General features: G+C 60.4%; 22 protein-coding genes. 3 read left to right on the top strand and 19 right to left on the bottom strand.

All coding sequences use genetic code 11. The annotated features are described in order from the left end of the window. Nucleotides 1-89: 89 nt before the first annotated feature. The 10 genes from AKL25_RS16035 to AKL25_RS15995 form a co-directional block, all read right to left on the bottom strand. Nucleotides 90-1,412 carry a cytochrome c gene (locus AKL25_RS16035; RefSeq protein WP_083444737.1) on the bottom strand — a complete coding sequence of 441 codons (1,323 nt, stop codon included), beginning with the start codon at nt 1,410-1,412 and terminating at the stop codon, nt 90-92. Continuing rightward, complete coding sequence (locus AKL25_RS16030) at nt 1,409-3,187, bottom strand: GMC family oxidoreductase (protein ID WP_050478696.1); 1,779 nt, start codon at nt 3,185-3,187, stop codon at nt 1,409-1,411. The genes AKL25_RS16035 and AKL25_RS16030 overlap by 4 nt, the downstream gene beginning before the upstream one ends. Before the next feature lie 52 nt (nt 3,188-3,239). Then, nucleotides 3,240-3,998 carry a gluconate 2-dehydrogenase subunit 3 family protein gene (locus AKL25_RS16025; RefSeq protein ID WP_050478695.1) on the bottom strand — a complete coding sequence of 253 codons (759 nt, stop codon included), beginning with the start codon at nt 3,996-3,998 and terminating at the stop codon, nt 3,240-3,242. 439 nt (nt 3,999-4,437) lie between these two features. Then, on the bottom strand, nt 4,438-5,370 hold the full coding sequence (gene kce, locus AKL25_RS16020) for a 3,5-dioxohexanoate:acetyl-CoA acetone transferase (RefSeq protein ID WP_050478694.1): 933 nt from the start codon (nt 5,368-5,370) through the stop codon (nt 4,438-4,440). Between the two features lie 55 nt (nt 5,371-5,425). Further along, nucleotides 5,426-5,812 carry a hypothetical protein gene (locus tag AKL25_RS24280; RefSeq protein WP_157050668.1) on the bottom strand — a complete coding sequence of 129 codons (387 nt, stop codon included), beginning with the start codon at nt 5,810-5,812 and terminating at the stop codon, nt 5,426-5,428. Nucleotides 5,813-5,884: 72 nt separating this feature from the next. Then, on the bottom strand, nt 5,885-6,817 hold the full coding sequence (locus AKL25_RS16015; RefSeq protein WP_050478693.1) for a 3-hydroxyacyl-CoA dehydrogenase: 933 nt from the start codon (nt 6,815-6,817) through the stop codon (nt 5,885-5,887). A gap of 21 nt (nt 6,818-6,838) precedes the next feature. Further along, nucleotides 6,839-7,621: an SDR family oxidoreductase gene (locus AKL25_RS16010; protein ID WP_050478692.1), complete on the bottom strand. Its 783-nt coding sequence runs from the start codon at nt 7,619-7,621 to the stop codon at nt 6,839-6,841. Nucleotides 7,622-7,652: 31 nt separating this feature from the next. After that, nucleotides 7,653-10,190, bottom strand: a complete 2,538-nt coding sequence (locus AKL25_RS16005; protein WP_050478691.1) for a branched-chain amino acid ABC transporter ATP-binding protein/permease — start codon at nt 10,188-10,190, stop codon at nt 7,653-7,655. A gap of 8 nt (nt 10,191-10,198) precedes the next feature. Beyond that, nucleotides 10,199-11,074: a branched-chain amino acid ABC transporter permease gene (locus AKL25_RS16000; protein ID WP_050478690.1), complete on the bottom strand. Its 876-nt coding sequence runs from the start codon at nt 11,072-11,074 to the stop codon at nt 10,199-10,201. 161 nt (nt 11,075-11,235) lie between these two features. Continuing rightward, nucleotides 11,236-12,498, bottom strand: a complete 1,263-nt coding sequence (locus AKL25_RS15995; RefSeq protein ID WP_050478689.1) for an ABC transporter substrate-binding protein — start codon at nt 12,496-12,498, stop codon at nt 11,236-11,238. A gap of 488 nt (nt 12,499-12,986) precedes the next feature. On the opposite strand from AKL25_RS15995, the gene AKL25_RS15990 reads away from it, so the two are divergent. Beyond that, nucleotides 12,987-13,694 carry a GntR family transcriptional regulator gene (locus AKL25_RS15990; RefSeq protein ID WP_050478688.1) on the top strand — a complete coding sequence of 236 codons (708 nt, stop codon included), beginning with the start codon at nt 12,987-12,989 and terminating at the stop codon, nt 13,692-13,694. Here AKL25_RS15990 and AKL25_RS15985 read toward each other — a convergent pair. Then, nucleotides 13,645-13,911, bottom strand: a complete 267-nt coding sequence (locus AKL25_RS15985; RefSeq protein ID WP_050478687.1) for a hypothetical protein — start codon at nt 13,909-13,911, stop codon at nt 13,645-13,647. The genes AKL25_RS15990 and AKL25_RS15985 overlap by 50 nt on opposite strands. A gap of 300 nt (nt 13,912-14,211) precedes the next feature. On the opposite strand from AKL25_RS15985, the gene AKL25_RS15980 reads away from it, so the two are divergent. Together AKL25_RS15980 and AKL25_RS15975 are read left to right on the top strand one after the other, a co-directional pair. After that, nucleotides 14,212-15,420 carry a serine hydrolase domain-containing protein gene (locus AKL25_RS15980; RefSeq protein ID WP_050478686.1) on the top strand — a complete coding sequence of 403 codons (1,209 nt, stop codon included), beginning with the start codon at nt 14,212-14,214 and terminating at the stop codon, nt 15,418-15,420. A gap of 113 nt (nt 15,421-15,533) precedes the next feature. Continuing rightward, nucleotides 15,534-16,175, top strand: a complete 642-nt coding sequence (locus AKL25_RS15975; RefSeq protein WP_050478707.1) for a DedA family protein — start codon at nt 15,534-15,536, stop codon at nt 16,173-16,175. Between the two features lie 140 nt (nt 16,176-16,315). Here the strand turns inward: AKL25_RS15975 and AKL25_RS15970 are convergent, their stop codons facing one another. From AKL25_RS15970 to folD, 8 genes are all read right to left on the bottom strand, one after another. Then, complete coding sequence (locus AKL25_RS15970; protein ID WP_050478685.1) at nt 16,316-17,386, bottom strand: asparaginase; 1,071 nt, start codon at nt 17,384-17,386, stop codon at nt 16,316-16,318. Between the two features lie 243 nt (nt 17,387-17,629). Then, entirely contained in the window at nt 17,630-18,670 is a 1,041-nt protein-coding gene (locus AKL25_RS15965; protein WP_050478684.1) for a GGDEF domain-containing protein, read from the bottom strand. A 615-nt stretch (nt 18,671-19,285) separates the two neighbouring features. Then, entirely contained in the window at nt 19,286-20,188 is a 903-nt protein-coding gene (gene lpxO, locus AKL25_RS15960; RefSeq protein WP_050478683.1) for a lipid A hydroxylase LpxO, read from the bottom strand. 262 nt (nt 20,189-20,450) lie between these two features. Then, the gene (locus AKL25_RS15955; protein ID WP_050478682.1) at nt 20,451-21,758 is read right to left on the bottom strand and encodes a D-amino acid dehydrogenase; all 1,308 of its coding nucleotides are present in this window, start codon (nt 21,756-21,758) and stop codon (nt 20,451-20,453) included. A gap of 138 nt (nt 21,759-21,896) precedes the next feature. Next, nucleotides 21,897-22,454: a hypothetical protein gene (locus AKL25_RS15950; protein WP_050478681.1), complete on the bottom strand. Its 558-nt coding sequence runs from the start codon at nt 22,452-22,454 to the stop codon at nt 21,897-21,899. 13 nt (nt 22,455-22,467) lie between these two features. Then, nucleotides 22,468-22,887, bottom strand: coding sequence for a DNA polymerase III subunit chi (locus AKL25_RS15945; RefSeq protein ID WP_050478680.1), 420 nt, complete (start codon nt 22,885-22,887; stop codon nt 22,468-22,470). Nucleotides 22,888-23,081: 194 nt separating this feature from the next. Further along, nucleotides 23,082-25,172: a M3 family metallopeptidase gene (locus AKL25_RS15940; RefSeq protein WP_050478679.1), complete on the bottom strand. Its 2,091-nt coding sequence runs from the start codon at nt 25,170-25,172 to the stop codon at nt 23,082-23,084. Between the two features lie 6 nt (nt 25,173-25,178). Then, nucleotides 25,179-26,024, bottom strand: a complete 846-nt coding sequence (folD, locus tag AKL25_RS15935; protein WP_050478678.1) for a bifunctional methylenetetrahydrofolate dehydrogenase/methenyltetrahydrofolate cyclohydrolase FolD — start codon at nt 26,022-26,024, stop codon at nt 25,179-25,181. Nucleotides 26,025-26,201 lie beyond the last annotated feature (177 nt).

Genomic DNA, 26,201 nt, shown 5'->3' with positions numbered 1-26,201 from the left:
CACGGTTGTCCGAAGAGAGAAAGTAATCAATTACCGACCAAAAGCAAGTCGGAACAAAACACAAAACCGCAGAACCGCAGAACCAACACCTACTTCTGCGCAGCCTTCCTCACAGCCGCCACCTGCTCAGCAGTAACACCCCCCCCATGATTCCCCCAATTCCCCCGAACAAAGCTAACCACCTCCGCCACCTCCTGATCACTCAAGCGCCACCCGAATCCCGGCATCCCCATCGCAGAAGGATCCGACTTGGTAGACGGCATCGCGCTACCCGCCAGCACGATGTGAATCAGCGAAGTCGGATCATCGACATTGACAACCGCATTCTTGCCCAGTGCAGGAAAGGCCTTCATCGCACCGGTGCCGTCCGAGCGATGGCAGGCATTGCAATTGTTGAGGTACACCGTGGCACCCGCAGTCTGCAGTTTGCCTGAACGCAGCTCCACTGTAGCCGGCTGATCCGCTGCGGCAGCATTGGATGCCGCAGCAGCTTTCGTATTGCCGGCCGTAGCGCTGCTGCCCGGCTTCTTGCCGGGCAAGCTGCTGAGATATTCAGCGATGGCGTGCAAGTCGGCAGTGTTCAGATACTGCGTGCTGTCGTTGATGACCTGGCTCATCGCGCCGAAGGCTGCGCCGTCGTCCGAGCGGCCGGTGCGCAGATAGGTGGCGATCTGTTCCTGGTTCCAGCGTCCGAGACCGTCCTTGTCGTTGCGCAGGCTGGGCGCATGCCAGTTGTCCAGCGTATAGCCGGCGAGGAAGCTGTCGCTGCCGCCGTCCAGCGATTGTTCCTGGCCGAGCTTGCCGTGCGGCGTGTGGCAGGCGCCGCAGTGGCCCAGGCCTTGCACCAGATAGGCGCCGCGGTTCCAGTTGACGCTTTGCGTGGAGTCGGCCTTGAAGGGCTTGTCGCTGAAGAACAGCATGTTCCATCCCGCCATCAGGATGCGCATGTTGAAGGGAAAGGGCAGCGCGGTCTTCGGATTGTCCTGTTGCACCGGCTTTACGCCCTGCGTGAAATAGGCGTACAGCGCGGAGACGTCTTCATCGCTGAGCTTGGCGAACGAGGTATACGGCATCGCCGGATACAGGCGGCTGCCGTCCTTGCGCTTGCCCTTGCGCAGCGCAGAAGAAAAATCATCGTAGCTGTAGTTGCCGATGCCGGTCTGCTTGTCCGGCGTGATGTTGGTGGAGTAGATGGTGCCGAACGGCGTGTTCATCGCCAAGCCGCCGGTGAAGGGCGCCTTGCCTTTGACCGTGTGGCAGGCCATGCAGTCGCCGGCGCGGGCGAGGTATTCGCCGCGCTGGATTTGCTCAGCTTGCGGCATCGACGGCGTGGGATTGACTGTCTGTGCGGACGCCATGCCGGCCATGCTCAGCGTTGCCAGCAACGCCTGCCCGAAGAAACGGGCGCTCATGCTTGCACCAGCGGGCCGGGGTTTTTCAGATAGCGCTCGCGGATCGCGGCAGCCGACCAGTAGGCCAGTGCGCCGACCATGCCGGTCGGGTTGTAGGCCCAGTTCTGCGGGAAGGCGCTGGCGCCCATCACGAAGACGTTGTGCACGTCCCAGCATTGCAGGTATTTGTTGAGCACGCTGTTGCCCGGCTTGTCGCCGCAGATGGCGCCGCCGGTGGTGTGGGTGGTCTGGTACGGTCGCACGTCGTAGTGATCGCCGAATTTCGGCGGATGCGGCGTGAAGGCTTTCGGGTTCATGGCTTTGGCGACCAGTGCGGCTTTTTCGGTGACGAACTGCGACATGCGCACTTCGTTGTCTTTCCAGTCGTAGGTCATGCGCAACAGCGGCACGCCGTAGACGTCCTTGTAGGTCGGATCGAGATCGAGGTAGTTTTCGCGATTGGCCATGACCGAGCCTTCGGTGCCGATGTTGAAGGAATGCAGGTAGTTGTCCTTGAGCGCTTTCTTCCACTGGCTGCCCCACTTGGGCGTGCCGTCCGGCACCATCGATTGCCCGATCGGACGGCCGCCGGTAACCATCGCGCTGACATAGGCGCCGCCGACGAAATTGTGCGGACCGTGGTCGAAGTTGTCGCCGTTGAAGTCGTCGAACACCTGGCCGCCGGAGCCGGCGCCGATGAAGGGATTGATCGCCACGTCCTGGTCGAAGAAGACCGATACCGAGCTGTTCTTTTGGTAAGCGTAGTTTTTGCCGACCACGCCTTCGCCGGTCCTGGGGTCGTAGGGCTTGCCGATGCCGGACAACAGCAGCAGGCGCACGTTGTGCATCTGGTAGGCGCACAGGATGACGATGTCGGCGGGTTGCTCGACCGAGCGTCCTTGTCCATCCATGTAGGTGACGCCGGTGGCGTGCTTGCCGTCGCTGTCGAGGTTGACTTTGGTGACGTAGGATTTGTCGCGCAGCTCGAAGTTGGGCTTCTTCAGCAACGCCGGCAAGATGCAGGTTTGCGGCGATGCCTTGGAATACATGTAGCAGCCGAAGCGCTCGCAGTAGCCGCAGAAGTTGCACGGGCCGAGCTGCATGCCGTAAGGATTCTGATAAGCCTGCGAAGCGTTCGCCGCCGGAATCGGAAACGGATGATAGCCGACTTCGCGCGCGGCCTTGGCGAACAGGCTGGCGGGCGCGTTGTCCTTCAGCGCCGGCACCGGATAGTCGCGCTTGCGCGGCGCTTCGAAGGGATTGCCGCCTTCGACGATCTGGCCGTTGAGGTTGCCGGCCTTGCCGGAAACGCCGGCGAGGTATTCGAAGCGATCGTAAAACGGTTCCAGCTCCGCATAGGTCATCGGCCAGTCCTGGATCGTCATGTCGACCGGGATGAAACGTTTGCCGTAGCGCTGTTCGTAATGGGTGCGGATTTGCAGTTCGGCGTCATAGGCGCGCCAGGTCATGCCGTTCCAGTGCACGCCGGCGCCGCCGACGCCGTCGCCCAGCAGGAAGGAACCCAGTTGCCGGTATGGCAGCGCGTCGTCGTTGATCGAATGGCGCACCGTGACGGTTTCCTTCGACAGGTTTTGCATGAGCTTGTAGCGCACTGCGTAGGTCAGCTCGTCGGCGATTTTCGGATAGGCGAAATCGGGATTGGTGTCGCGGTTCTCGCCGCGTTCCAGGCCGACCACGGTCAGCCCTGCTTCAGTCATTTCCATCCCCATGATGGAGCCGGTCCAGCCCATGCCGACCAGCACGACGTTGACCTTCGGTTTGGTGATATCAGCCATTTTCTTGTTCCTCGGATTGCAATATTGTTTTGTTCTTCCGGCGTTGGACTCTTCAGCCCGGCTTGCCGCCGATGCCGACCGGACCGTAGGGATACACCTTGTCCGACGGTCCGACAAAATCGAGGAAGTCGGCGCGCGCGCCGGGGAAGCCGATCATCTTCCAGGCCGCCATGTCCTTGTTGCCGCCATGGATCGGATCGGACAGATAACCTTCCTTGGTGTTCTGCAGCAGGAAGGTGAAAAACCATTGCGCCGACACCGTATCGAGCTGCACTTTGCCGCCGTCCATGTCCTTGAACAGCTGCTCCTGATCGTTTGCAGCGAGCTGGTCGAAGGTCTTGCCGCCGAAATTTTTGCGACAGTAGGCGGTAAGCGCGGCAATGCCGGCGCGGTACAGCTCGCGCGGCGGCATGCTGGCCTGGTAGCCGAACAGCGGCGAGGCGTCGCCCTTGAACGGTCCCTGCATGTACCAGTTGGAGGCATGGCCGAAACCCGATTCCATCTGGCCGTCGATGAAGGCCGGCACATTCAGTTCAAGTGCGCCTGGTCCTTCGCTGTCGGCGGGGATCAGCCGGTCGACGGCGGCCTTGATGAAGGTCCATTCATCGGCGTTGAAGAAGCGCGGCTGATAGTTGGCGTTGGCGCCGCCGGAGGCAGCCGCGCCTGCCGGCGTCTGGCCGACCGCCGGAGAAAAGCTTGCCGTGGTCAGCGCGGAGGCCGCGGGTACGATGGCAATGGTCTTGAAAAGGAAGCTGCGACGCGATGCCACTTTTTCATCGGGCGTGCTGGGTGGCGGATTTTCTTTTTTCATTGTTCACCTGGGCTGGGTTAGCACACGGCGCGGCGCCATGTTGCCTGGGGTCCGCCTGTGTTGTCCGAAATTGTCGGAGATTGCCGGCGCAGGATCGGGGCGACACAGGTGATGTTTTTTTACTGGATGTTCGACAGGAACGATGCGGACGATGTTCCGCAAGCAAGAGCCTGGGGAGCGGACTCGTTTTCCATTCCTGACAACTTGTCAGGCGGCGAGGCGCCGAACGTGCAGTGAAATGACGGCTATCTGAAACCATCGTCTCGTAATCAAAACGAAAGCTGACAGCGAAAGAAAATGAAAAAAAACGGCGCTCACAAAATCGTGAAGCGCCGCCGGAGATAAAAAGGAAAATGCCTCCTACAAGGCGTGTAGGACGCTGCTGACGAAATGGTCTAAAACATTGTTATCGTCGTTGAAAACGGAAGAGAGGTTTCAATTAAAACGCGACGTTGTTGCCGCCCTTGAGCTTGAGCATTTCACGCGCGTCGTCGGGCGTCGCCACCTCCAGCGACAGCGCTTCGATCACGGTGCGGATGCGTTTGACCTGCGCGGCGTTGCTTTCGGCCAGCTTGCCCGGACCGTCCCACAGCGAATCTTCCAGGCCGACGCGGGTATGGCCGCCCATTGCCGCCGACATGGTGGCGATCGGGATTTGTCCGCGTCCGGCGCCCAGCACGGACCAGTAGTAGTCGTCGCCGAACAGGCGATCGGCGGTGCGCTTCATGTGCATCACGTCTTCGACATCGTTGCCGATGCCGCCGCGCAGGCCGAACACCGACTGGATCAGGAACGGCGGCTTGATCAGGCCGCGGTCGATGAAGTGGGCGGCGGTGTAGAGATGGCCGATGTCGTAGCACTCGATCTCGAAGCGGGTCTGATTGGCGCTGCACGATTCGAGGATGTAGGCGATGTCCTTGAAGGTGTTGCGGAAGATGCGGTCGTCGGATTCGGCGAGATAAGGTTTTTCCCAGTCGTATTTGAAGTCTTTGAAACGGTGCAGCATTTCGTACAGGCCGAAGTTCATCGAGCCCATGTTGAGCGAAGCGACTTCAGGTTTGAGTTGCAGTGCCGGTTGCAGGCGCTCTTCCACGCCCATGGTCGGCGCGCCGCCGGTGGTGAGGTTGATGACGACGTTGGATTTGGCTTTGATCTGCGGGAGGAATTTGCGGAATTCGTCGGGGTCTTGCGTCGGTTTGCCGTTTTGCGGGTCGCGGGCGTGCAGGTGGACGATGGCGGCGCCGGCTTCGGCGGCTCCCAGCGCTGCGTCGCGGATTTCGTCTGGCGTTACCGGCAGGTAGGGGGACATCGATGGGGTGTGGATGGCGCCGGTGACGGCGCAGGTGATGATGACTTTTTTGGGTTTGCTCATTTGGTTCTCCTGGTGATTGTTGGTTTATGGGGCTTTTCTTTATCTCTGTAATTCTTTATTTCTCTGTCGTCCTGACGAAAGTCAGGATCCAGCGGCGTTCGTTGTTTTGTTCCGACTTGCCTGTGTAAGTAATTGATGTTGTTCTTTCTTCGATCAACCTTTGCCGGGGGCGGCCCGGCAGCCGCTCACTTTTCTTGTCTCGCCAAGAAAAGTAAGCAAAAGAAGGCGACCGCGGGATCCAGCCCCTTCGGGGTGCCCGGTGCTGCGAAGCAAAAAATGGGAAGGAAAAAAACTCGCTTCGCTCAGACAGTTTTTCCTTCTTAATCCATTTTTCGCATCGCATCACCGGCTGGCTCCAAGCGGAACTGCCAGACTGGCTCGCTTCGCCTCGCCAGGGGCACTCGCCTTCGGCATCGTGATTCTCATCTTCCGTCGTTAGCATTTAATCCGTCGTCCCAGCGAACGCTGGGATCCAGCGGCGTTCGTCAGCGATACCATCGCCGGATTCATATACTCACGTCGGCTGCTTCCGTTTATGCGCCACCAGTCCCATCAAGCGGTTATCACGCCAGCGCGATCTCTCTTCCAGCTGATCGGCGCGCAATACCTTGCGCCGTTCATCTTCAATTTCCTTCAACGTCTCTGCATTCCATTCATTCGGCAATTGCGTCTTGGCGACGTCGCGGTAGGTGTGGCCATAGCGTTTTGCATAGTCGATCACGCCTTCCGGCGCATTCAGGTCGATGGTTTCAAACGGTCCCATGAAGGACCAGCGCAGACCGAGGCCGTCCTTCAATACTTTGTCCAGATCCTCGGCAGAGGCGTAGCCGTTTTCGTACAGGTTCAGCGCTTCGTTGAGCACCGCGCCCTGGATGCGGTTGAGCAGGAAGCCGGTGATTTCCTTCTTCAACAGCACCGGCGACTGGCCGGCGCGGGTGTAGATGTCGTGGGCGCGCTTGACTGTTTCTTCCGAGGTCCACGGCGCGGGGGCGAGTTCGACCAGCGGGACGAGGTAGGGCGGGTTGACCGGGTGCGCGACCAGAATGCGGTGGCGGCCGGGGAGGTGTTCGGAGAACTCGGAGGTCGGAATCCATGAGGTCGAGCTGGTCAGGATGGCGTCGGGCTCAGCCAGCTTGTCCATTTCGGCGAAGATCTGGCGTTTGACTTCGACGGTTTCCTTGACGTTCTCCTGCACCAGCACTGCGCCTTTCAGCGCTTCGGCCAGGCTGCTGACCGGGGTGATGCGGGCCAGCACGACGTCGGGTGTTTCAGTGATCAGGCCGTGGCGGGCCAGGTCGCTGATGTTGTCGTGCAGGAGCTTCTGACAATTGTTGAGCGCTTCCGGGAAGGCGTCGTAGATGGCGACGCTGCAGCCGGCGCGCGCGAAGACGATGGCCCAGGCGCGGCCGATGAGGCCGGCGCCGATGACGGCGATTTTTTCATTCATGGTGTCTCCTTATGAGGTCCGTTAGCCGAGATGTTCGACATTACCGCAGACCGACAAACTTTGCCCGCTGACGGCAGATCCTGCGGGCGAGCAGATGTAGATGATCTGGTTGGCGATGTCTTGGGCGGTGACCATCTTGCGCATCGAGACCTTGGACAGCAGGCGCTCGCGCATCTCTTCGTGGCCGATGCCGTAGGAGGCTGCCTTGGCGGCGATCACGCGCTCCTGGCGCTCACCGGCGACGATGCCGGGCAGGATGGCGTTGACGCGGATGTTGGACGGGCCGAGTTCCATTGCCCAGCTTTCGGTCAGGCCGATGACGCCGAACTTGGAAGCGGAGTAGGGCGTACGCAGCGGGAAGCCGAGACGGCCGGCGGCCGACGAGATGTTGACGATGGAGCCGCCGCCGGCTTTTTTCAGCAACGTCACCGCGCGGCGCGTGCACAGGAAGGGACCGGTCAGGTTGACGGCGATGGTCTGGTCCCAGGCGGACAGTTCGGTCTCTTCGACTTTGGCGGTCGGCCCGGCGATGCCGGCGTTGTTGACCAGCACGTCGAGCGCGCCCCAGCGTTGCGTCAGTTCGGCGAACATGGCGTCGACCTGCGCTTCGCTGGCGACGTCGGTCTTGCTGAAGCTGACCGGCGCGCCGGCGAACTGTTTGCGCGCGTTGTTGAGGAAGTCGTCGCTGACGTCGCAGACGTGCACTTGCGCGCCCGCCGCGACGAAAGAGGCGGTGATGGCCAGGCCGATGCCTTGGGCGCCTGCGGTGACGACGACGCGTTGATCTTTCAAACTGGTGTTCATGTTGGTCCTTGTTGCTTGATGAAAAATAAAGTTACAGCCAGAGAATTTGCTTGCGGTAGCTCAGGTCGATCAGCAGCGGTTCGGCCGGTCCGGTGTGGAAGACCGCGCCGCGTTCCAGCGCGAACACACGGTCGGCCAGCGCCAGCACCAGATCGAGGTTGTGCTCGACGATGACGATGGAGACTTCCTTGCGCAGCTGATCGAAGACGGTGAACAGCTCTTGCACCACCGCCGGTGCGAGACCTTCGAAGGGTTCGTCCAGCAACAGCAGCCTGACGTTGCCCGACAGGGCGCGCGCCACCGCCACCATTTGCTGCTCGCCGCCGGAGAGGAAGTCGGCCGGCGTGTGCAGGCGTTCTTTCAGGCGCGGGAAGTAGTGCAGGATTTTTTCTTCGCTCCAGGCGATGCCGTTGGAACTGTCGGTCTTGCGCGCCAGCCGTCCCAGCGAGAGATTCTCCGCCACCGTCATGCCGGCAAACAGGCCGCGTCCTTGCGGCACGTAGCCGATGCCCAGGCGCGCAATGTCGGGCGCGCTCAGGCCGGCGATGTCCTTGCCGTTGTAGCGGATGGCGCCCGAAGCTGGTTTCAGCAAACCGGTCAGCGCTTTCAGCAAGGTCGACTTGCCGGCGCCGTTGCGGCCGAGCAGGGCGACGATCTCGCCTTCGCGCACTTCCAGCGTGGCGTCGTTGAGGATGTGACTCTTGCCATAGAACGCATTGACCTTGTCGAAGGACAGCAGTTGCGGACGCTCCTGCGCATCGCCGGCGACGCGGCCGGTGACGGGCGGCGTGCCGGTGCCGGTGCCGGTGTAGATTTCCTGCACGCGCTGGTCGGCGCGCGCTGCATCCGGCGTGCCGGACATCAGCACGCTGCCCTGATTCATCACCGTGACCTGATGCGAGAAGCCGAGCACGCGGTCGATGTCGTGTTCGACGATCAGCACCGGGATGTTGTCGGCGATGATCTTCACCAGCCGCGACACGCGCTCGCGCTCGGCGGCAGCGAGGCCGGCCAGCGGTTCGTCCATCAGCAGCACATGCGGTTTGGAACCGAGCGCGATGCCCAGATCGACCAGGCGCTGGCCGCCGTAGGAGAGTGCACCGCCTTCGATATCGTCGATGCCTTTGAGTCCGAGGAAGCGCATCAGCTCTTCGGTTTCAGCGTGGATCTCGGGATAGTCGTCGATGTCTTTCCACATGTTGAAGCGCGCGGCATGGCGCGCTTGCAAAGACAGCCGCAGGTTTTCGTAAATGCTCAGACCCTTGAACAGATTGGTGATCTGGAACGAACGCGCCAGGCCGCGCTGGCAAATCTGTCCCGGCGTCAGGCCCTGGATTTCTTCGCCGTTCAGTTTCACCGTGCCGTGGTTCGGGATGAACATGCCGGAGATCAGGTTGAAGGTCGTGGTCTTGCCGGCGCCGTTGGGGCCGATCAAGGCGTGGATCTGGCCGGCGTGCAGATTGATCTGCGCATTCTTGACCGCCTGGATGCCGCCGAAACGGATGTCGATATCCTTGACTTCCAGCACCAGTCCTTCTTGCGAAGGCGGTTGCAGGAAGACCGGCAGCGGCAGGCCGTCGACGATCTGGCGCTGGCTCATCGCGGCGCCGACTTCGGCAGGTGGACGCAGGCGGCGTTTGATTTGCTGCCAGATGCCGACCAGGCCGGTCGGCGAGAACAGGATGAAGCCGACGAAAGCGAGGCCGAACCACAGGAGCCAGTTCTCGGTCCAGATCGACAGGCATTCGCGGAACAGGATATAGAACAGCGCACCCAGCGCCGGACCGAGGAAGCTGCGCATGCCGCCGATCACCACCATTGCCAGCAGCTCGCCGGAGAAAGCCACCGAGGTTGGTTCAGCCGAAGCGAAGCGATGATGGAAGGCCAGCAGCGCGCCGGCCAGACCGGTGACGCTGGCCGACACGATGAACATGATCAGCTTGTAGACGATGGTGCTGTAACCCTGGAAACGGGCGCGCTGCTCGTTCTCGCGGATCGCCACGATGGTGTGGCCGAAGGGCGAGCGGATCACGCGCTGCAGGACGAACAGCACGATCAGCGCAATCACGCTGACGAACACGAGGAAGGGAATCGATTGATCCAGATCGATGCCCGCCACCACCGGGCGCACGACATTGCCGAGTCCCGATTCGCCGCCGGTGAAATCGGTCCAGCGGAAGGCAATCGCAAACGTCAGCGCCGACAAGGCCAGCGTCAGCAGCGAGAAATACACGCCGCGCCGGCGCAGGATCAGGAAGCCGACGACCGCTGCCGATGTGGCAATGAAGACGATTGTGAACAGCATCGGCGCCACGATCTGGCCGGGGAACCAGTATTTCTGCGACAGCGCCGCGGCATAGGCGCCGACGCCGAACCACGCGCCATGGCCGAACGACGTCAGGCCGGTGTAGCCGACCAGCAGGTTCAGGCCCATCGCCGCGATGGCGTAGATGACGACGTCGGTAGACGAACTGGTGGTCAGGCCCAGCAGCTGCAGCAGGATGGGAACGATGACCAGCGCCAGCGCGCCGATCCATAAAGATTGATATTTATTGTATGGGTTATACATGTCCGCTCTCATTCAAAACGTTCGATGCGTTCGCCTAGCAGGCCGCGCGGACGGAAGATCAGCACCAGCAGCATCAGCAGATACATCGACGCTTCGCCGGCCGGGGCATAGAACTGGATCGTGATGCCGCGCACCACGCCCACCAGCAAGGCCGCCAGCACTACGCCCCAGAAGCTGCCGAGGCCGCCGATCACCACCACCACGAAAGCGGCAGTCATGATTTCCGCCCCCATGGCCGGATGCACGCCCGAGATCGGCGCGAACAGCACACCGGCCAGCGCAGCGAGGCCGACGCCCAGCATCACGATGGCGGTCATGTAGGGCTGCAGCTTGATGCCCAGCACCGCCACCATGTCCGGCTTCTGCACGCCGGCGCGCACCACGCGGCCGAAAGCGGTTTTGTTGAGCAGCATCCAGATCAGCGTCAGCGCGACGATGACGGCGGCCAGCATCAGCAGGCGGTATTTGGAATACATGAAATCGCCGACCATGATCTGGCCCTTGAAGGCTGGCGGAATGGAGGCCGGCAGCGGCGAAGCGCCCCAGAAGATGCGGATCACCTGTTCCGCCACCATCGCCAGGCCGAAGGTCAGCAGCAGGCCGAGGATGGGATCGGCCGAATAAAACCGGCGCAACAGGAAGCGCTCGAACAGGATGCCGATCAGCGCCACCAGCAAGGGCGACAAAATTAATGCGCCGCCAAAGCCGAGGTACTTGGTGATCTCCACCGCGAGATACGCGCCGATGGCATAGAAGGCGCCGTGCGCCAGATTGACCACACCGCCGAGACTGAAAATCAGCGACAGCCCCAGGGCGATCAGCAGGTAGTAGCCGCCGACCAGGATGCCGTTGAGGATTTGTTCCAACAGGAAAACGATTTGCATTGCTGCTCCGGAGGGGAGGACAAGAAAAGGCGGAGACGCTCCGCTATTCACCGTCGTCCCAGCGAACGCTGGGATCCAGTGTCGTTACACCGATGACGGTGCATGAAACGACGCTGGGCTCCAGCGTTCGCTGGAGCGACGGTGGTTTTATCGGCGCGCGTTCAGGTATAAGTGCAGGCGTTTTCTTGCATCGTTGGCGCCAGCACCTCGAGCGACTCATTCGGTCCCGGCACCGATGCGCCCAGCAGCATGAAGTCCCACTTGTCCTTGATCTGCGCCTTCGGCTTGGGCGTGACCGTGTACATCTCTTGCAGCAACTGGTGATCCCACGCGCGATAGGTGCCTTTGCGCGCCTTCAGGGCATCGATGGGTGCGCCTTTTTCGAAGTACTCGATCAGCTTGGCGGTGTCGAGCGACTTGGTTTCGGTAACGGCTTGCACGATGGAGCGGAAGGCGACGTATTCGCCCCAGGCCTGGTTCTCCGGCGGCTTGCCGTACTTCTTCATGAAGGCGGCGACGAAGGCCTTGGCCGACGGTGCATTGACGTCGTGGTGCCAGGTGGTCGGCCAGGTGCCGGCAAAATTGTCGGCGCCCGCGCCCCAGGCGACGGCGGTATCGAAACCGAAACCGGCGATCGGGAAGGGCAGGCCGAACTCCGAGTATTGCTTGATGAAGTTGGTGATCTGGTTGCCGGCCAGGTTGGAGATGACCAGGTCCGGCTTGGCCTGGCGGATCTTCAGCAGGTAAGGGCTGAAGTCGGTGGCGTCGGTCGGCACCAGCTCGTCATTGGCGATCGCGCCGCCGTTGGCCGAGACGAACGCTTTGGCGGCGCGCAGCAGGTCGTGGCCGAAGGCGTAGTCGGCGGACAGCGCGTACAGCTTCTTGCCCTTGATCAGGTTGTCGTGCAGCAGCGAACGGCCGCAGGCCTTGACGTAGGTCGAGTTGGCAGCCTCGATGTGGAACATGAATTTGTTGCAGCTCTTGCCGCGCAACTCGTCGGAGTTGCAGCCGGTGTTCATGAAGAGCTTCTTGTTGCGCTGTGCGACCTGGGCGATGCCCAGCGCCGAGGCGGAAGAGATTTCACCGATCAGCACCGCGGCGCCGTCGCGTTCCAGCAGGCGCTGCGCTTTGGAGGAGGCGGTCGGCGGATTGACCGAGTCTTCCGAGATCAGCGTGAGCTGGCGGCCCAGCAAGCCGCCGGCCTTGTTCTGTTCTTCCACTGCCAGGTTGATGCTCATGACGGCGTATTCGCCCAGCGGACCGAGGAAGCCGGTGCGCGGGGTCAGGTGGCCGATGATGATTTTGTCCGACTGCGCCTTGACGATGGCGGGGAAGCCCAGCGCCGACGTGGCGGCGACGGCGGCGCCGGCTTTCAGAACGGTGCGACGGCCAGGCGACAGGATCTTGCTATTGTCTTGCTCCATGGTGCAAACCTCCTAATGGTCCGGCGCGAGCCGGGTGTCTCGATGGAAGCCGCCGCACGCTGCCGCATAGGCGGACGCGAATGAAGCGGCTTGTTTTCTTATTGAGTGCTTGCGCGCAGAAGAGGAAAAAGCGGGGGCGAAGCCGGATTCAAATCGCTGAATCCGTCCTGTGCGTCTCGTTCATCTTTTTGCAACAGCCTCTTTTTTATGTCATTTATTTGACATGTGATCAAATGTATTCGATAGAATTGGGGCGTGTCAACCGGCGATGCAGCAATGGCAAATGTTGCCCAAGGCCATGCCGGCAGGCTGAAGCAGGGTATCGCTCGCCGTGGAAAACGCCGCGCAAGTCAGCGTGGCGCGGCATCCCGCAGATCGGGTAAGGAAATGCGGCTGCTATAATCCGCGACACTTTTGCAGGACAACGTTGAACAACATACGCATTTCATCGGCACGGATGAAATGGTTTCAAGTGAGAAGCCGGGGATATGGAACACACGATACTTGCGGACCTTTCGCAGATACGCAAAATCACGCACACCACGCTGTCGCAGCGCGTGTACGACGATTTGCGCGAGCTGCTGCTGGCAGGGCAAGTCCGCCCCGGTCAAAAGCTGACGCTGAAGAGCCTGTCGGAAGCCTTGGGCACCAGCCCGATGCCGGTGCGTGAAGCGATACGCCAGCTGGCGGCGGAAGGGGCGCTGGAGATCCTGCCCAACCGCGCCGTGCGCGTGCCGCTGATGACCAAGGACAAATTCCGCGAGCTGCTGAAAATCCGCCTGGCGCTGGAAGGCCTTGCGGTCGAGCATGCGGCGCAAAACATTTCGGCCGACGGCCTGAAGGCGGTCTCGGATTTGCACGATACGCTGTGCGTCGAGATGCATCGCAAGAAGCCGAACGTCGACCTCATCATCCGCCTCAACAAGCAATTGCACTTCGCTGCCTATGAAGGATCAGGCATGGCGACACTGGTCGGCCTGATCGAAAGCCTGTGGCTGCAGGTCGGGCCGGTGATCAACCTCGACCTGCGCGCCGGTTCGCGCCGCCTGTCGGAAGCGCCCGCGCTGGTGCACCACGCGGCGCTGCTCAAGGGCTTGCAGGACAAGTCGCCTGAGCAGGCGCGCGCCGGGCTGTCGGGCGATCTGCTCAGCGCCGCGCAGATGATTCTTGCCGGCGACGGCCTGCCTGATGTGTAAGCTGATGCCTTGTCTGGTGTTTGCCGGCTCGCTGCGCAGGCGTGCGATGAAAGCAGCTTGCCAGCAAGAGGCTCAGCAGCGGGATCCCCGCCGCCAGTAGCTCCAGTACGCCGGTGCTTTGTTCCAGTTGTTCCAGACGGATCTTGTAATGCGTGGCGAACGCCATCAGCAAAAACAAGAATGCGGCGCTCAGCCCCACGATTATTTTGAGTCGCATGTTCATCTCCTTCACTCCCCTTATCCCCACATGACGGCCACAGGCGCCGTCGCCAATGCCATGAGCGCAATGCTCACGACGCCGAAACCGCCATAGACGATCAGATCGAATTCGCTCATGGTGCATCTCCCTGTGCAGACAAGTGCTATATCGACCGCGAGTCGCGGACGTTGATGGCGACGGCCGGTAAAGAAGCGTAAGTTTGTGTAGGCGCTTGTAAGCGTGGTTCCGGCAAGACATCGATGGCCCGGATCGTGTACCCTCTCGGTAAAAATATCTCTACACAATTCAGGGAGCTTCATGTCTTTATTCAACAAGGGCGGGCTGCGCAAGCTCATCAGTCGCGCGGCGCTTTTGCCGGTCGTCGTTGCTGCCATTACCGTCACGCTGCCTTCTCTGTCCCAGGCCCAGACGTCGCTGGACGACATGCTGAAACCGTATCTGGAACAGTATCGTTTGCCGGCGGTGGCCACTGCGGTAGTCAAGGACGGCAAGATCGTCAGCGCCGGCGCGGTCGGTGAGCGCAAGTTCGGCTCCGGCATCGCGGTGACGGTGAATGACCGTTTCCATATCGGCTCCGACACCAAGGCATTCACGGCGACGCTGGCCGGCATCCTGGTCGACCGCGGCCAGATGCAATGGACGACGACCGTCGGCGACGTCTTCCCCGAACTGGCGCCGAAGATGGATGCGGGTTTTCGCAGCATCACGATCAGCCAGTTGCTGGCGCATACCTCCGGCATTCCTGCCGACAACGCCGAGTTCATCGAACTGCTGGCCAAGTCGACGTTTGAGGAAGGCAACCTCGACGACCTGCGTTACTGGCTGCTGGAGCAATGGATGAGCAAGCCGCTGCAGTCAGCGCCGGGACAGCGCTTTGCCTATTCCAACATGGGCTACACGGTCGCCGGCGCGATGATCGAGCGGGTCGCCAAAAAGAGCTGGGACGAACTGATCCGCGAATGGATCTTCGATCCGCTGGAGCTGAAGACCGCGGGTCTCGGTTCGCAAGCCAGCCCGGGGCGCATCGATGCCGCGCTCGGCCACGGCATCCTCGACGACGGCACGATCAAGGCCTTCATGGCCGGACCGGGCGACGACAATCCGCAGATCATCGGCCCGGCCGGCATGGCGAATATGTCGGTCATGGACTTTGCCCGCTGGGCCGGCTGGAACGCCGGCGAAGGCAAGCGCGGCCCGGCCTTGCTGAAACCGGAGACGCTGAAACTGTTGCACACGCCGGTGGTCGACATGCCGTCGGCGAAGAATCCGGCGCCGGGAACGCCGTCGGCCGGCAAGTACGCCCTCGGCTGGGTGATCGCGACGACGGACTGGTCGCCGCTGCCGCTGGTGTTCCACGGCGGCTCCAACCAGAAAAACCTGGCGCATATCTGGTTCAGTCCGGAGAAGGATTTCGGGATGGTGATCGTCACCAACATCTCCAGCGCCAAGGCCAACGATGCCTTGTTCGATATTGCCGGGAAATTGTATAAAGAGTTTTCCCCGTGACGGCGCGGTAAGAGATTCGTCATCGGCGGCATCTTCACTGCCGGATAAAGGGAAGGGCAAGCGTCTATTGGTACAATGCGCGTTTTCCCTTGTACCTCTTTCTGGCGGGCTTCATGGATTTTCTCTTGTTTCTGGTTGACTTCGTTCTGCACATCGATCGCCATCTGACCGAGCTGGCGGCTGCTTACGGCCCGTGGCTGTTCCTGATTCTGTTCCTGATTATCTTTGCCGAAACCGGACTGGTGGTGACGCCTATCCTGCCGGGCGATTCGATGCTGTTCGTCACCGGCGCGATTGCCGCCACCGGCGCTTTCGACATCCACCTGATGGTGCTGACGCTGATCGTTGCCGCGATTCTCGGCGATACCGTCAACTACCAGATCGGCAAGGCTGTTGGCCTGAAGCTGTTCGACCGGCCCGATTCGCGCATCTTCAAGCGCGAATATCTGGACAAGACCCACGCCTTTTATGAGCGTCACGGCGGCAAGACCGTGATCATCGCGCGCTTCGCGCCCATCGTGCGCACCTTTGCGCCGTTCGTGGCAGGCGTGGGCGCGATGACCTATCCGCGCTTCTTCGCCTACAACGTGATCGGCGGCATCCTGTGGGTGGCGAGCTTTGGGTATGCGGGCTACTTCTTCGGCAACCTGCCGGTGGTGAAGCAAAACCTCAGCCTGCTGATCCTCGTGATCGTGGTGCTGTCTATCATGCCGGGCGTGATCGCTTATCTGCGTCAACGCCTGAAGTCCAGATAAACAGCCCGATTCCGCCGCACATGGAAAAAGCCGTTCAGTTTGCACTGAACGGCTTTTTATTTACTGCTGCAGAAATGAACTTCAGAGATTGTTGAAACGCTCCAGAGGTCACACAGTAAATTCCTTACGACTACCTGCGATCAATACTTCCACAAGATCTTTTGCAGCTCCTTGCTGTCGTTGGTCTTGGTCAGCGCCAACGCAGTCAGGATGCGCGCCTTCTGCGCGTTCTGGTCGTCGGTGACCACCCAGTCGAACTTGTCGTCAGGCTGCTCGCCGTTGCGGATCACGACGCCGCTGCCGGTGCGGGTCGCACGGACCACCTGCACGCCCTTGCTGCGCACTTCCTGCAGGACCGGGACGATCTGTTCGGCGACGCTGCCGTTGCCGGTGCCGTCATGGATGATGGCCTTGGCGCCGGCGGTGACGAAGGCGTCATACGCGGCGCGGCTGACGTTGCCGTAGTTGTAGACTACGTCCACGCGCGGCAGGCTGTTGATCTTGTCGATGTCGAACTCGGTCTGCGTGGTGTGCGGACGCGCCGGCAAACGGTAGAACATCAGCTTGCCTTCGACCACATAACCCAGCGGGCCGTAGGGCGAGCGGAAGGTTTCAACCTTGAACGAGTTGGTCTTGGTGACGTCGCGGCCGGAATGGATCTCGTCGTTCATGACCACCAGCGTACCTTTGCCTGCCGCATCCTTGCTGGCGGCGACCAGCACCGCGTCATACAGGTTCAGCGCGCCGTCTGCGCCCAGCGCCGTGCCCGGACGCATGGAGCCGACCACCACGACAGGCTTGTCGCTCTTCAGCGTCAGGTTGAGGAAGTAGGCGGTTTCTTCGATGGTGTCGGTGCCGTGAGTAATCACGATGCCGTCGACGTCGTTCTGCTTGAGCAGTTCGGAGACGCGCTTGCCCAGTTTCAGCAGGCGTTCGTCGTTGAAGCTTTCGCTGCCGATCTGGAAGATTTGTTCGCCGCGCACGTTGGCGATCTTCGACACTTCAGGCACGGCGGCGATGATCTTGTCGACCGGTACGACTGCCGATTGGTAGGCTGCAGTATTGACGCTCGATGCGCCGGCGCCGGCAATGGTGCCGCCCGTGCCGATGACGACGACGTTGGCTTTCTTTTCTTGTGCCTGTGCGGATAGCGACATGGCGGCGGACAGTAGCAGGACGCCACCGAGTTGTTTCAGCTTCTGGTGTTGCATGAAGGTCTCCTGAGCAATCGTAAGATCATTAGATGGTCCCGCCGTGGCGCTGGATGCTGCTGGATAGTGCGCGCGACGGCGACTTGCGTGCCAATCGTTTTGCGTTGTGTTTATGGCACGAAAGAATCTTACGGAACTGCGCAGGGGATGTCCCATGCTTTTACAGCATGGTTTTGCGCAGGTTATGCAGCAGATGCATGACCTGGCGGCGGTCTTTTATAAATCAAAAATGAGGCCGGGCTTTTAGAAGAATTCGACGATGTCATTGGTGGAAATTTCCGGGCTGAGCACGCCCGAGGTCACCAGTTCGTCGTAATAGCAGATGCGGTTGCGGCCGTTTTCCTTGGCATGGTACAGAGCCTGATCGGCATGGCCGAGGATGACCACCGGCGTTTCGTGCGAGATGCTGACGAAACCGAGGCTGACAGTGACGTTGCCGACCTGCGGGAAGTCGTAGTCTTGCACGTGCTGGCGGAAGCGGTCGAAGATCTTGCGGGCGTCGTCCACCGTGGTCGAGCGCAGCAGGATGACGAATTCTTCGCCGCCGAAACGGAAGATGCGGTCATGCGAGCGGAACGAGGTGCGCAGGATATTGGCGACCAGGATCAGCACTTCGTCGCCGTAGAGGTGACCGTACTGATCGTTGACCTGCTTGAAGTGGTCGATGTCGACCACGGCCAGCCAGTGCGATTTGGCATTGCCCGAATGGCGGCGTTCGTTGCTGTCGACCGAATGGGCTTCGTGCGGCGCGATGGCGAAGGCGTGGCGCGAGAATTGTTCGTCGAAAGTCTTGCGGTTGAACAGACCGGTGAGGGCGTCGCGCTCGCTGTAGTCGAGCAGACTTTGATAGTTGCAGTAAATCGCGAACACGCCGTCGATCAATTCGCGCATGGCGGCGTCGTAGGCATGCGGATGGCGGATCTCGATGCAGGTGTTGACCTTGCCGTGCAACCATACCGGCAGCCAGAGCACATGCGTGCCGTCGCTGTCGACTTCGCAGTGTTCGTTCTTGTGCTGGCGCATGCATGCCGCAATGGCGGGGAAATTGCTCAGCGGTTCCTTGGGATCGTCGTCGGTGTGTTCGGCGATGGTGCTCAGGCGGCCTTCGTCGAGGAACATTTTTTCCTGCACGAACAGCTCGTCGCGCAGGGCGAAGATATCGTGCACGCGAATCTGCCGGACTTTGGTGAGTTCATACAGGGCAGTGATGACGGATCCGGCAAGGCGCGTGTTTTCACGTTGCGCCGTGATATCTATCAGGTTCTTTAGAAGCAGTTTCATCATCCGGATGTCGACTCCTGCGTGAGCACATTATTCTATGTCTAGTGGGTACTCTTGGAACACGTTCAACGCGTTCTCATTGGCTTTACCATTCATAGAATGCATAAGGACATTACGCAAGAATCAAGCCATGAATCAAGCCGGGAACCACGGGATTTTACACGCAGCTTGAGGTAACAGCTATTGAGTTAACGCAAAATCAAAGCGAATAATTTTCTTTCATTTCCGAGTGGAAATGTTGCTTCGCAATGGCTCGCATTGCCCGCACTATATTGGCACTCACCGTCTCGCCTCATGCGTCGCAGATGTGAGATATCGCCGCGAATCGAATGTTTCCGTGCGGGAAAAGCGAAATGATTTACGCGCAATATTGCGTCGCCGCTTCGGTGAAATAAATCCGGCAATGCAGGCCTCAGCGCGCTGGAAGCAGTGCAGCAATTTATTATTTATATTATTTAGAACGGAGAGACAGAACGTATCGTATTCCGAGGGACGAATGCAGGAGTGCCGTGCAAGTGCAGTGTGCATTGCGTGAGGACTCGCTTTTGAACATGAAAAGGGTGCTGCGGGAGGAATGGCGCGCCGCGATGCCTGCGGCGCGCCGGATGCGGCGGAGAATTACAGGTAAATGATGGCGAGCGCTACGGCGATGATCAGGCCGAACTTGGTAGCGCGATAGACGTTGCGGTTCCACTTCTTGAACTTGCGGCGATACTGGCCGGCAACCCATACGAAGCGGAACAGCTTGTTGATGCGGCCGGTCTGGTCGCCGGTTTCATTGGGCGAACTGGCTGCGGTCATCATGGTCTTGCCGAGCCACTTGTTGATTGCTTGCGCCCAGCCGTAACGCAATGGGCGTTCGACGTCGCAGAACAGGATGATGCGGTTGGTCTCGGCGCCGTTCTGCGCCCAGTGGATGAAGGTCTCGTCGAACACCACGCTCTTGCCGTCGCGCCAGCTGTAGCGCTGTCCGTCGACTTCGATGAAGCAGCGGTCGTCGTTGGGCGTGACCAGGCCGAGGTGATAGCGCAGTGAGCCGGCATAGGGATCGCGGTGCGGATTAAGCGTGCCGCCCGGCGCCAGCTCGGCGAACATCGCCGCCTTGACGCAAGGAATCCGGCGCAGGATCTCGACGGTCTTGGGGCAGAACTGCTCGGCCGAGGGATGGCTGGCGTCGTACCACTTCAGGTAGAAGCGCTTCCAGCCGGCTTTGAAGAAAGAATTGAAGCCGGCGTCGTCGTTCTTTTCCGCCGCCTTGATCTTGGAAATGTTCTGCAGGTTGATGGCTTCGGCCCTGATGGTTTCCCAGTTGTCGTCCAGCAAGTGCAGGTTCTGGAAATCCTTGGTCGCAGGGGGATACGGCACTGCCGGCACGCGCGAGAAGGCGTACATGAACAAATTGATCGGCGCCATGATCGAGGAATGGTCGAAGAACTGCCGGAAAAACGGCAGTCTCACCTTTCCGCGGAAATGGATGAACAAGATGGAAAACAGATAAATACCGACAACAACCCACTTCATTGCAATGTCCTCATGATGATGGCGGTACCGGTAAAACCGGTTCGCCATCGTATATAGATAAGCGCGTTAAACGCGATATCAACGCTGATGCAGCGAATTAATCTGGAAATAATGCGACGGTCCCGTCGCAAAGGATGGGCTGATTCTACACCAAGCCGATTTGGGGAGCTTTGCGGTGCATCAGTGAAGAATTGTAAAAATATAGACCGAGTTCCGAATGGGAGGGAAGGGGCGGAACCCGGTCTATAAGGAGGGCAAACGTTTACGCTGGTTGAGCCGCCAGCTTGCCAGGCGCGATGCGCGGCATGCCGGTAAAGCCGAAGTCGATTTCAGGTTGACGGCCGGCAATGATTTCGGCGATCGCGCGACCCGAACCTGCGCCCATGGTCCAGCCCAATGTGCCGTGGCCGGTATTGAGGAACAGGTTGCTGAACTTGGTCTTGCCGACGTAAGGGATGTTGGACGGCGTCAGCGGGCGCAGGCCGGTCCAGTACACTGGATTGTCATAGTCGCAACCGTCGGGGAACAGCTCGCGTGTACGGCGGGTGATGGCGTCGCAGCGGGTGTTGTTCAGTTCGCGGGTGTAGCCGTTCAGCTCGCAGGTGCCGGCTACGCGCAAGCGGTCGCCCAGGCGCGAGACGACCAGCTTGTAGCCGTCGTCGGTCAGCGACACGGTCGGCGCCGCATCCGGGTTGGTGACTTTGTAAGTGGCCGAGTAGCCCTTGCCCGGGTACAGCAGCAGGTTGATGCCCAGCGGGCGCAGCAGCGGCTCGGAGAAGCTGCCCATGGCGACGACGAACTTGTCCGCGCGCAGGATCTTGTGGCGGCCCGCGCCGTCGATGACTTCCACGCCGGTGATCCTGGCGGCGGCGCCGGTGCCTTCGGTCAGCAGGCGGGTGATGGTGGTGTTGAACTGGAAGTCGACGCCGGCGTCTTCCGCCTTTTGCGCCAGACCGGTGGTGAGCTTGTAGACGTCGCCCGATTCATCGCTGGCGGTAAAGTCGCCGCCGACGATCTTGTCGCGGATGCTGGCCAGTGCCGGTTCGATCTTGATGACTTCTTCGGCGCTGATCGAGTCGCGCTGGCAACCGAGGTCGCGCATCAGCTTGGCAGCCGGCAGCGACAGCTCGAATTCTTTTGCATCCGTGTAGAAATGCAGGATGCCGCGGGTCAGGTGGTCGTACTGGATATTGGTTTCGGCGCGCAGGGCCACCAGCGTCTGGCGGCTGTATTCGCACAGCGCGACGATCTGGCGGATGTTGGCGTCGGTGCGCGCAGGCGTGCATTCGCGCAGGAAGTTGACGGCCCATTTCCATTGCAGCCATTCAGGACGGAAGCGATACAGCAGCGGCGCGTCTTCCTTGCCCAGCCATTTCAGGACTTTGAGCGGAGCGGAGGGATTGGCCCATGGTTCGGCGTGCGAGACGGAGATCTGGCAGCCGTTGGCAAAACTGGTTTCCTGCGCGGCGCCGGGCTGGCGATCGATGACGGTCACGTCGTAACCCTCGCGCTTCAAAAACCACGCGGACGCGGTACCGATGATGCCTGCTCCCAATACGATGACTTTCATCACACATTCTCCTATTCAATGGGTGAAATTGTAAGAAGTAATCGGTTTTTTAGGTAAGCAATCAGCGTGCCTGTATTTCTATTTTTAAATAGAAAGCTGCTTTATGTATTCAAAAAAGAAAATAATTTTGCAGAAAGCTTAATATTTTGTATTTTCGAACTTCGCCATTTCTTCCGCCAGCGCCTGTGTGACGCTTTCCGCCAGGGCCTGCTCCAGGCTGGCGCGCACGCGGGTCTTCAGAATGTCGGCCATATTGTCCAGAATCACGGCGAGGTGATCCTGCAAATGCTGGTGCAGCACGTTGTCGACCTGGCCCAGCAACTTTTGCATGATGTTGTCCTGGATTTCCTGGCGGAGCTGCTGAAGCTGTTCCGCGGTCGGGACGGGCGCGGCGGCAGGCAGCGGCGGACTGACCGGAACCGGCAGCGGCGGCGCATCGTAAGTCGGCTGGTAGATGGGTTGCTGAATTGGCTGGTATTGCTGCGGCTCAGGCTGGTAATGCTGATGGTAGTCCGGCTGCACCTGAGGCTGGCCGTAGTCGTACGCCTGTAGCGGCGGCTGCGCCGGGGCGTCTTCCCAATACAGTGCATTGGGCGGCGTCGATGCGGGCGCCGGAGTCTGCGGTTCGGCAGCAGCAGGCGTGGCGATGACTTCGGTCAGGAGCGGGATGCTGTTGTCGGCGGAAGATTGACTCATGGCTGTCGTGTCTTCAGTCTGCGACGAAATGGCTCAGAGGATAGCCGCGCTCTTTATAGAAGCGGTAACGATCGCGTCCGGCGGCCTTGTCGGCTTCGTCGGACGAAATGATCTCGAACATGCGCTCGAAGCGGGCGAAGTGCTCCGGCGTGTTGCCCGACAAATTGATCAGCACGTGATGATGCGGCAAGTCGACGGCTTCGCTGTCGGTCAGGATCACCGGCGTCTGCGCCGCCAGCGGGTCGCCGGCGCGCACGTGCGGCAGGAAATCCTGCTCCGAGAAGGACCACAGCAGCTGGTCGAGCTGGGCCAGTTCGTTGCGATCCTTGCCGAGCAGCACGATCTTGCACTGCGCGGCGCGCGCCTTGCGCACCAGGCGGCAGGCGTAGGCGAGTTTATTGGGGACGTTGCTGTGGAAATCGATGCGGGTCATGGACGAAGTATAGACATATAGCGGACCAAGGAAAACCCGGAGAGAGGAATTAAACCAACCCGTCGTCCTGACGAAAGTCAGGACCCAGTGTCGTGCCGACCGTTGTCACGACACTGGGTCCCAGCGTGCGCTGGGACGACGGATTTTTTCTTCTACAACTTGCTCACGGCCTCGCAGTAAGATCGTGAGCAGGTTCAGGCAGCCATGCCGCTATGGCGCAGTAAGGCGTCAATGCTCGGCTCACGCCCGCGGAAGGCCTTGAACGACTCGATGGCAGGACGCGAACCGCCGACTGCCAGGATTTCCTTCTGGAAGCGCAGGCCGGTTTCGATCGAGACTACGTTGTCGCCCTTGGCTGCCGCTTCTTCAAACGCGCTGTAGGCATCGGCGGACAAGACTTCGGCCCACTTGTAGCTGTAATAGCCGGCCGCGTAACCGCCTGCGAAGATGTGGCTGAACGAATGCTGGAAGCGGTTGAATTCCGGCGGACGGATGACGGCAAACTTGTCGCGCACGGCGTTCAGCACCGACTGCACGCTTTCTTTGCCGGAGGCGTCGTAGTCGTAATGAATGTGCATGTCGAACAGCGAGAACTCGACCTGGCGCAGCATCTGCAGGCCGGACTGGAAGTTCTTGGCGGCGGTCATCTTGTCGAACAGTGCGCGCGGCAGCGGTGCACCGGTCTCGGCGTGGGCGGTCATGTGCTGCAGCACGTCCCATTCCCAGCAGAAGTTTTCCATGAACTGCGAGGGCAGTTCGACCGCATCCCATTCCACGCCGGAGATGCCCGACACGCCGACTTCGTCGACTTGCGTGAGCATGTGGTGCAGGCCGTGGCCGGATTCGTGGAACAGGGTGATGACTTCGTCATGCGTGAACAGCGCGGCTTTTTTCACACCGTCGACCGTCATCGGTTCGGTGAAGTTGCAGACCAGATAAGCGATCGGCGTCTGCACGCCGTTGGCGGTCATGCGGCGCGAGCGCGCGTCGTCCATCCAGGCGCCGCCGCGCTTGCCGTTGCGCGCGTACAGGTCTAGGTAGAACTGGCCGATCAGCTTGCCGTCGCGCTCGATGCGGAAGAACTTGACGTCCTGATGCCAGACCGGCGCGCTGTCGGGTTTGATGTTGACGTTGAACAGGCGTTGGATGACCTGGAACAGGCCTTCGACCACTTTCGGTTCCGGGAAGTATTGCTTCACTTCCTGCTCGGAGAAGGCGTAGCGCTGTTCGCGCAGCTTTTCGGCGGCATAGGTCATGTCCCAGGCTTCGAGTGTGTCGATACCCAGCTCGTCGTGCGCGAAGGCGCGCAGCTCGGCCCAGTCCTTTTCGCCGTAGGAGCGTGCGCGGCGGCCCAGGTCTTCGAGGAAGCCGATGACTTCCTGCGGCGATTGCGCCATCTTCGGCACCAGCGACAACTCGGCGAAATTCTTGAAGCCCAGCATCACGGCTTCTTCATGGCGCAATTGCAGGATTTCCTGCATGTTGGCGGTGTTGTCCCATTCCGGCTTGGCGCCGAGCTCGGACGCCTTGGTGGCGTTGGCGCGGTAGATCTGCTCGCGCAGGCTGCGGCTGTGCGCGTATTGCAGGATCGGGAAGTAGGACGGGAAATGCAAGGTGAACTTGAAACCCGGCGTGCCGTCTTTTTCAGCGGCGGCGCGCGCGGCTTGCTTGACGTCGTCCGGCAGGCCGGCCAGTTCGGATTCGTTCTCGACGAACAGGCCGAAATCGTTGGTGGCGTCGAGGATGTTTTCCGAGAAGCGGGTGGTCAGCGCGGCTGATTTTTCCTGGATTTCGGCGAAACGCTCCTTCTGGTCGTCAGGCAGCTCGGCGCCCGACAGGCGGAAGTCGCGCACGGCGTTGTCGATGACTTTCTTGCGCGCACCCGACAGGCCGGCGTATTCCGGGCCGGTTTGCACGGCCTTGTACTTTTCGAACAGCGCCAGGTTCTGGCCCAGCGCGGTCCAGAACTCGACCAGCCGAGGCTGGTTTTCGTTGTAGGTGGCGCGCAGTTCCGGCGTATCGACCACCGAATTCAGATGACCGACGATGCTCCAGGCGCGGCCCAGCTGCTCGGTGGCGTTTTCCAGCGGCTCGACGAAATTGGCCCAGGTGACTTGGTCCATCGGCGCTTCCAGCTCGGTGACCAGCTTGCTGGCCTTGGCCAGCAGGGTGTCGACGGCGGGCGTGACGTGTTCGGGCTTGATGGCGTCGAAACGCGCCAGGCCGGAAAAGTCCAGCAGCGGGTTGTTGTCGGGAGCGATTGCGGTATCTGTCTTGGTGGTCATAGGAACTCAGGTTCTTTCAGCAGCTTCAATAGTGTTGACCAGCAACATGGTGATGGTCATCGGCCCCACGCCGCCGGGCACGGGGGTGATGTAACCTGCAACTTCCTTGGCATTGGCGAAATCCACATCGCCGCACAACTTGCCGTTATCGTCGCGGTTCATGCCGACATCGATGACGACAGCGCCGGGTTTGACCATGTCGGAGGTGACGATGTTGCGCTTGCCGGTGGCCACCACCAGAATATCTGCCTGGCGGGTATGGTGGCCCAGATCGCGGGTCTTGGAATTACAGATAGTGACGGTTGCCCCGGCTTGCAAGAGCAACATGGCTTGCGGCTTGCCGACGATGTTGGAGGCGCCCACCACGACGGCGTTGGCGCCGCGCACCGGATAGTCGATCGATTCCAGCATTTTCATGACGCCGTAAGGCGTGCACGGGCGGAACAGCGGCTGGCCGGTCATCAGCAGGCCGGCGTTGCTGACGTGGAAACCGTCGACGTCCTTCTCGGCGGCAATCGCTTCGATCACCTTGTGGGCGTCGATATGCGCCGGCAGCGGCAATTGCACCAGGATGCCGTTGATCTTGGGATCTTTGTTGAGGGCGTCGATGCGCGCCAGCAGCTCGGCTTCGGTCAGCGCGGCGTCGTATTTTTCCAGCACCGAGTGCAGGCCGTTGTCTTCGCAAGCCTTGACCTTGTTGCGCACATACACCTGGGAAGCCGGGCTGTCGCCGACCAGGATCACGGCCAGGCCGGGCTGTTTGCCCTGGGCGGTGAGGGCGGCGGCGCGTTTGGCGACGTCGGCGCGCAGTTGTTGGGAGAGCAGGTTACCGTCGATTAATTGTGCTGGCATGGTGAGGAGGGGCTCAATGTGGAAGAATAAAGCGACATTATAAAGGGCTGCGCCGGGCAGGGTGTCGGACGCCCTGAATGCGAGCAAAATCTATCGTTCGCGGATTTAGTGGTCCGGCGACGCAGATTTTAATTTTCGGTTATGCTCCGCCAACTAATTGAATTGAGTGACTCTGAG

It is taken from the genome of Herbaspirillum rhizosphaerae, from assembly GCF_001189965.1.
GTDB classification, from domain to species: Bacteria; Pseudomonadota; Gammaproteobacteria; order Burkholderiales; family Burkholderiaceae_D; genus Herbaspirillum; species Herbaspirillum rhizosphaerae.
Note: the sequence above shows the minus strand (reverse complement) of the source record. Positions and strands in the feature narration are given on the sequence as shown.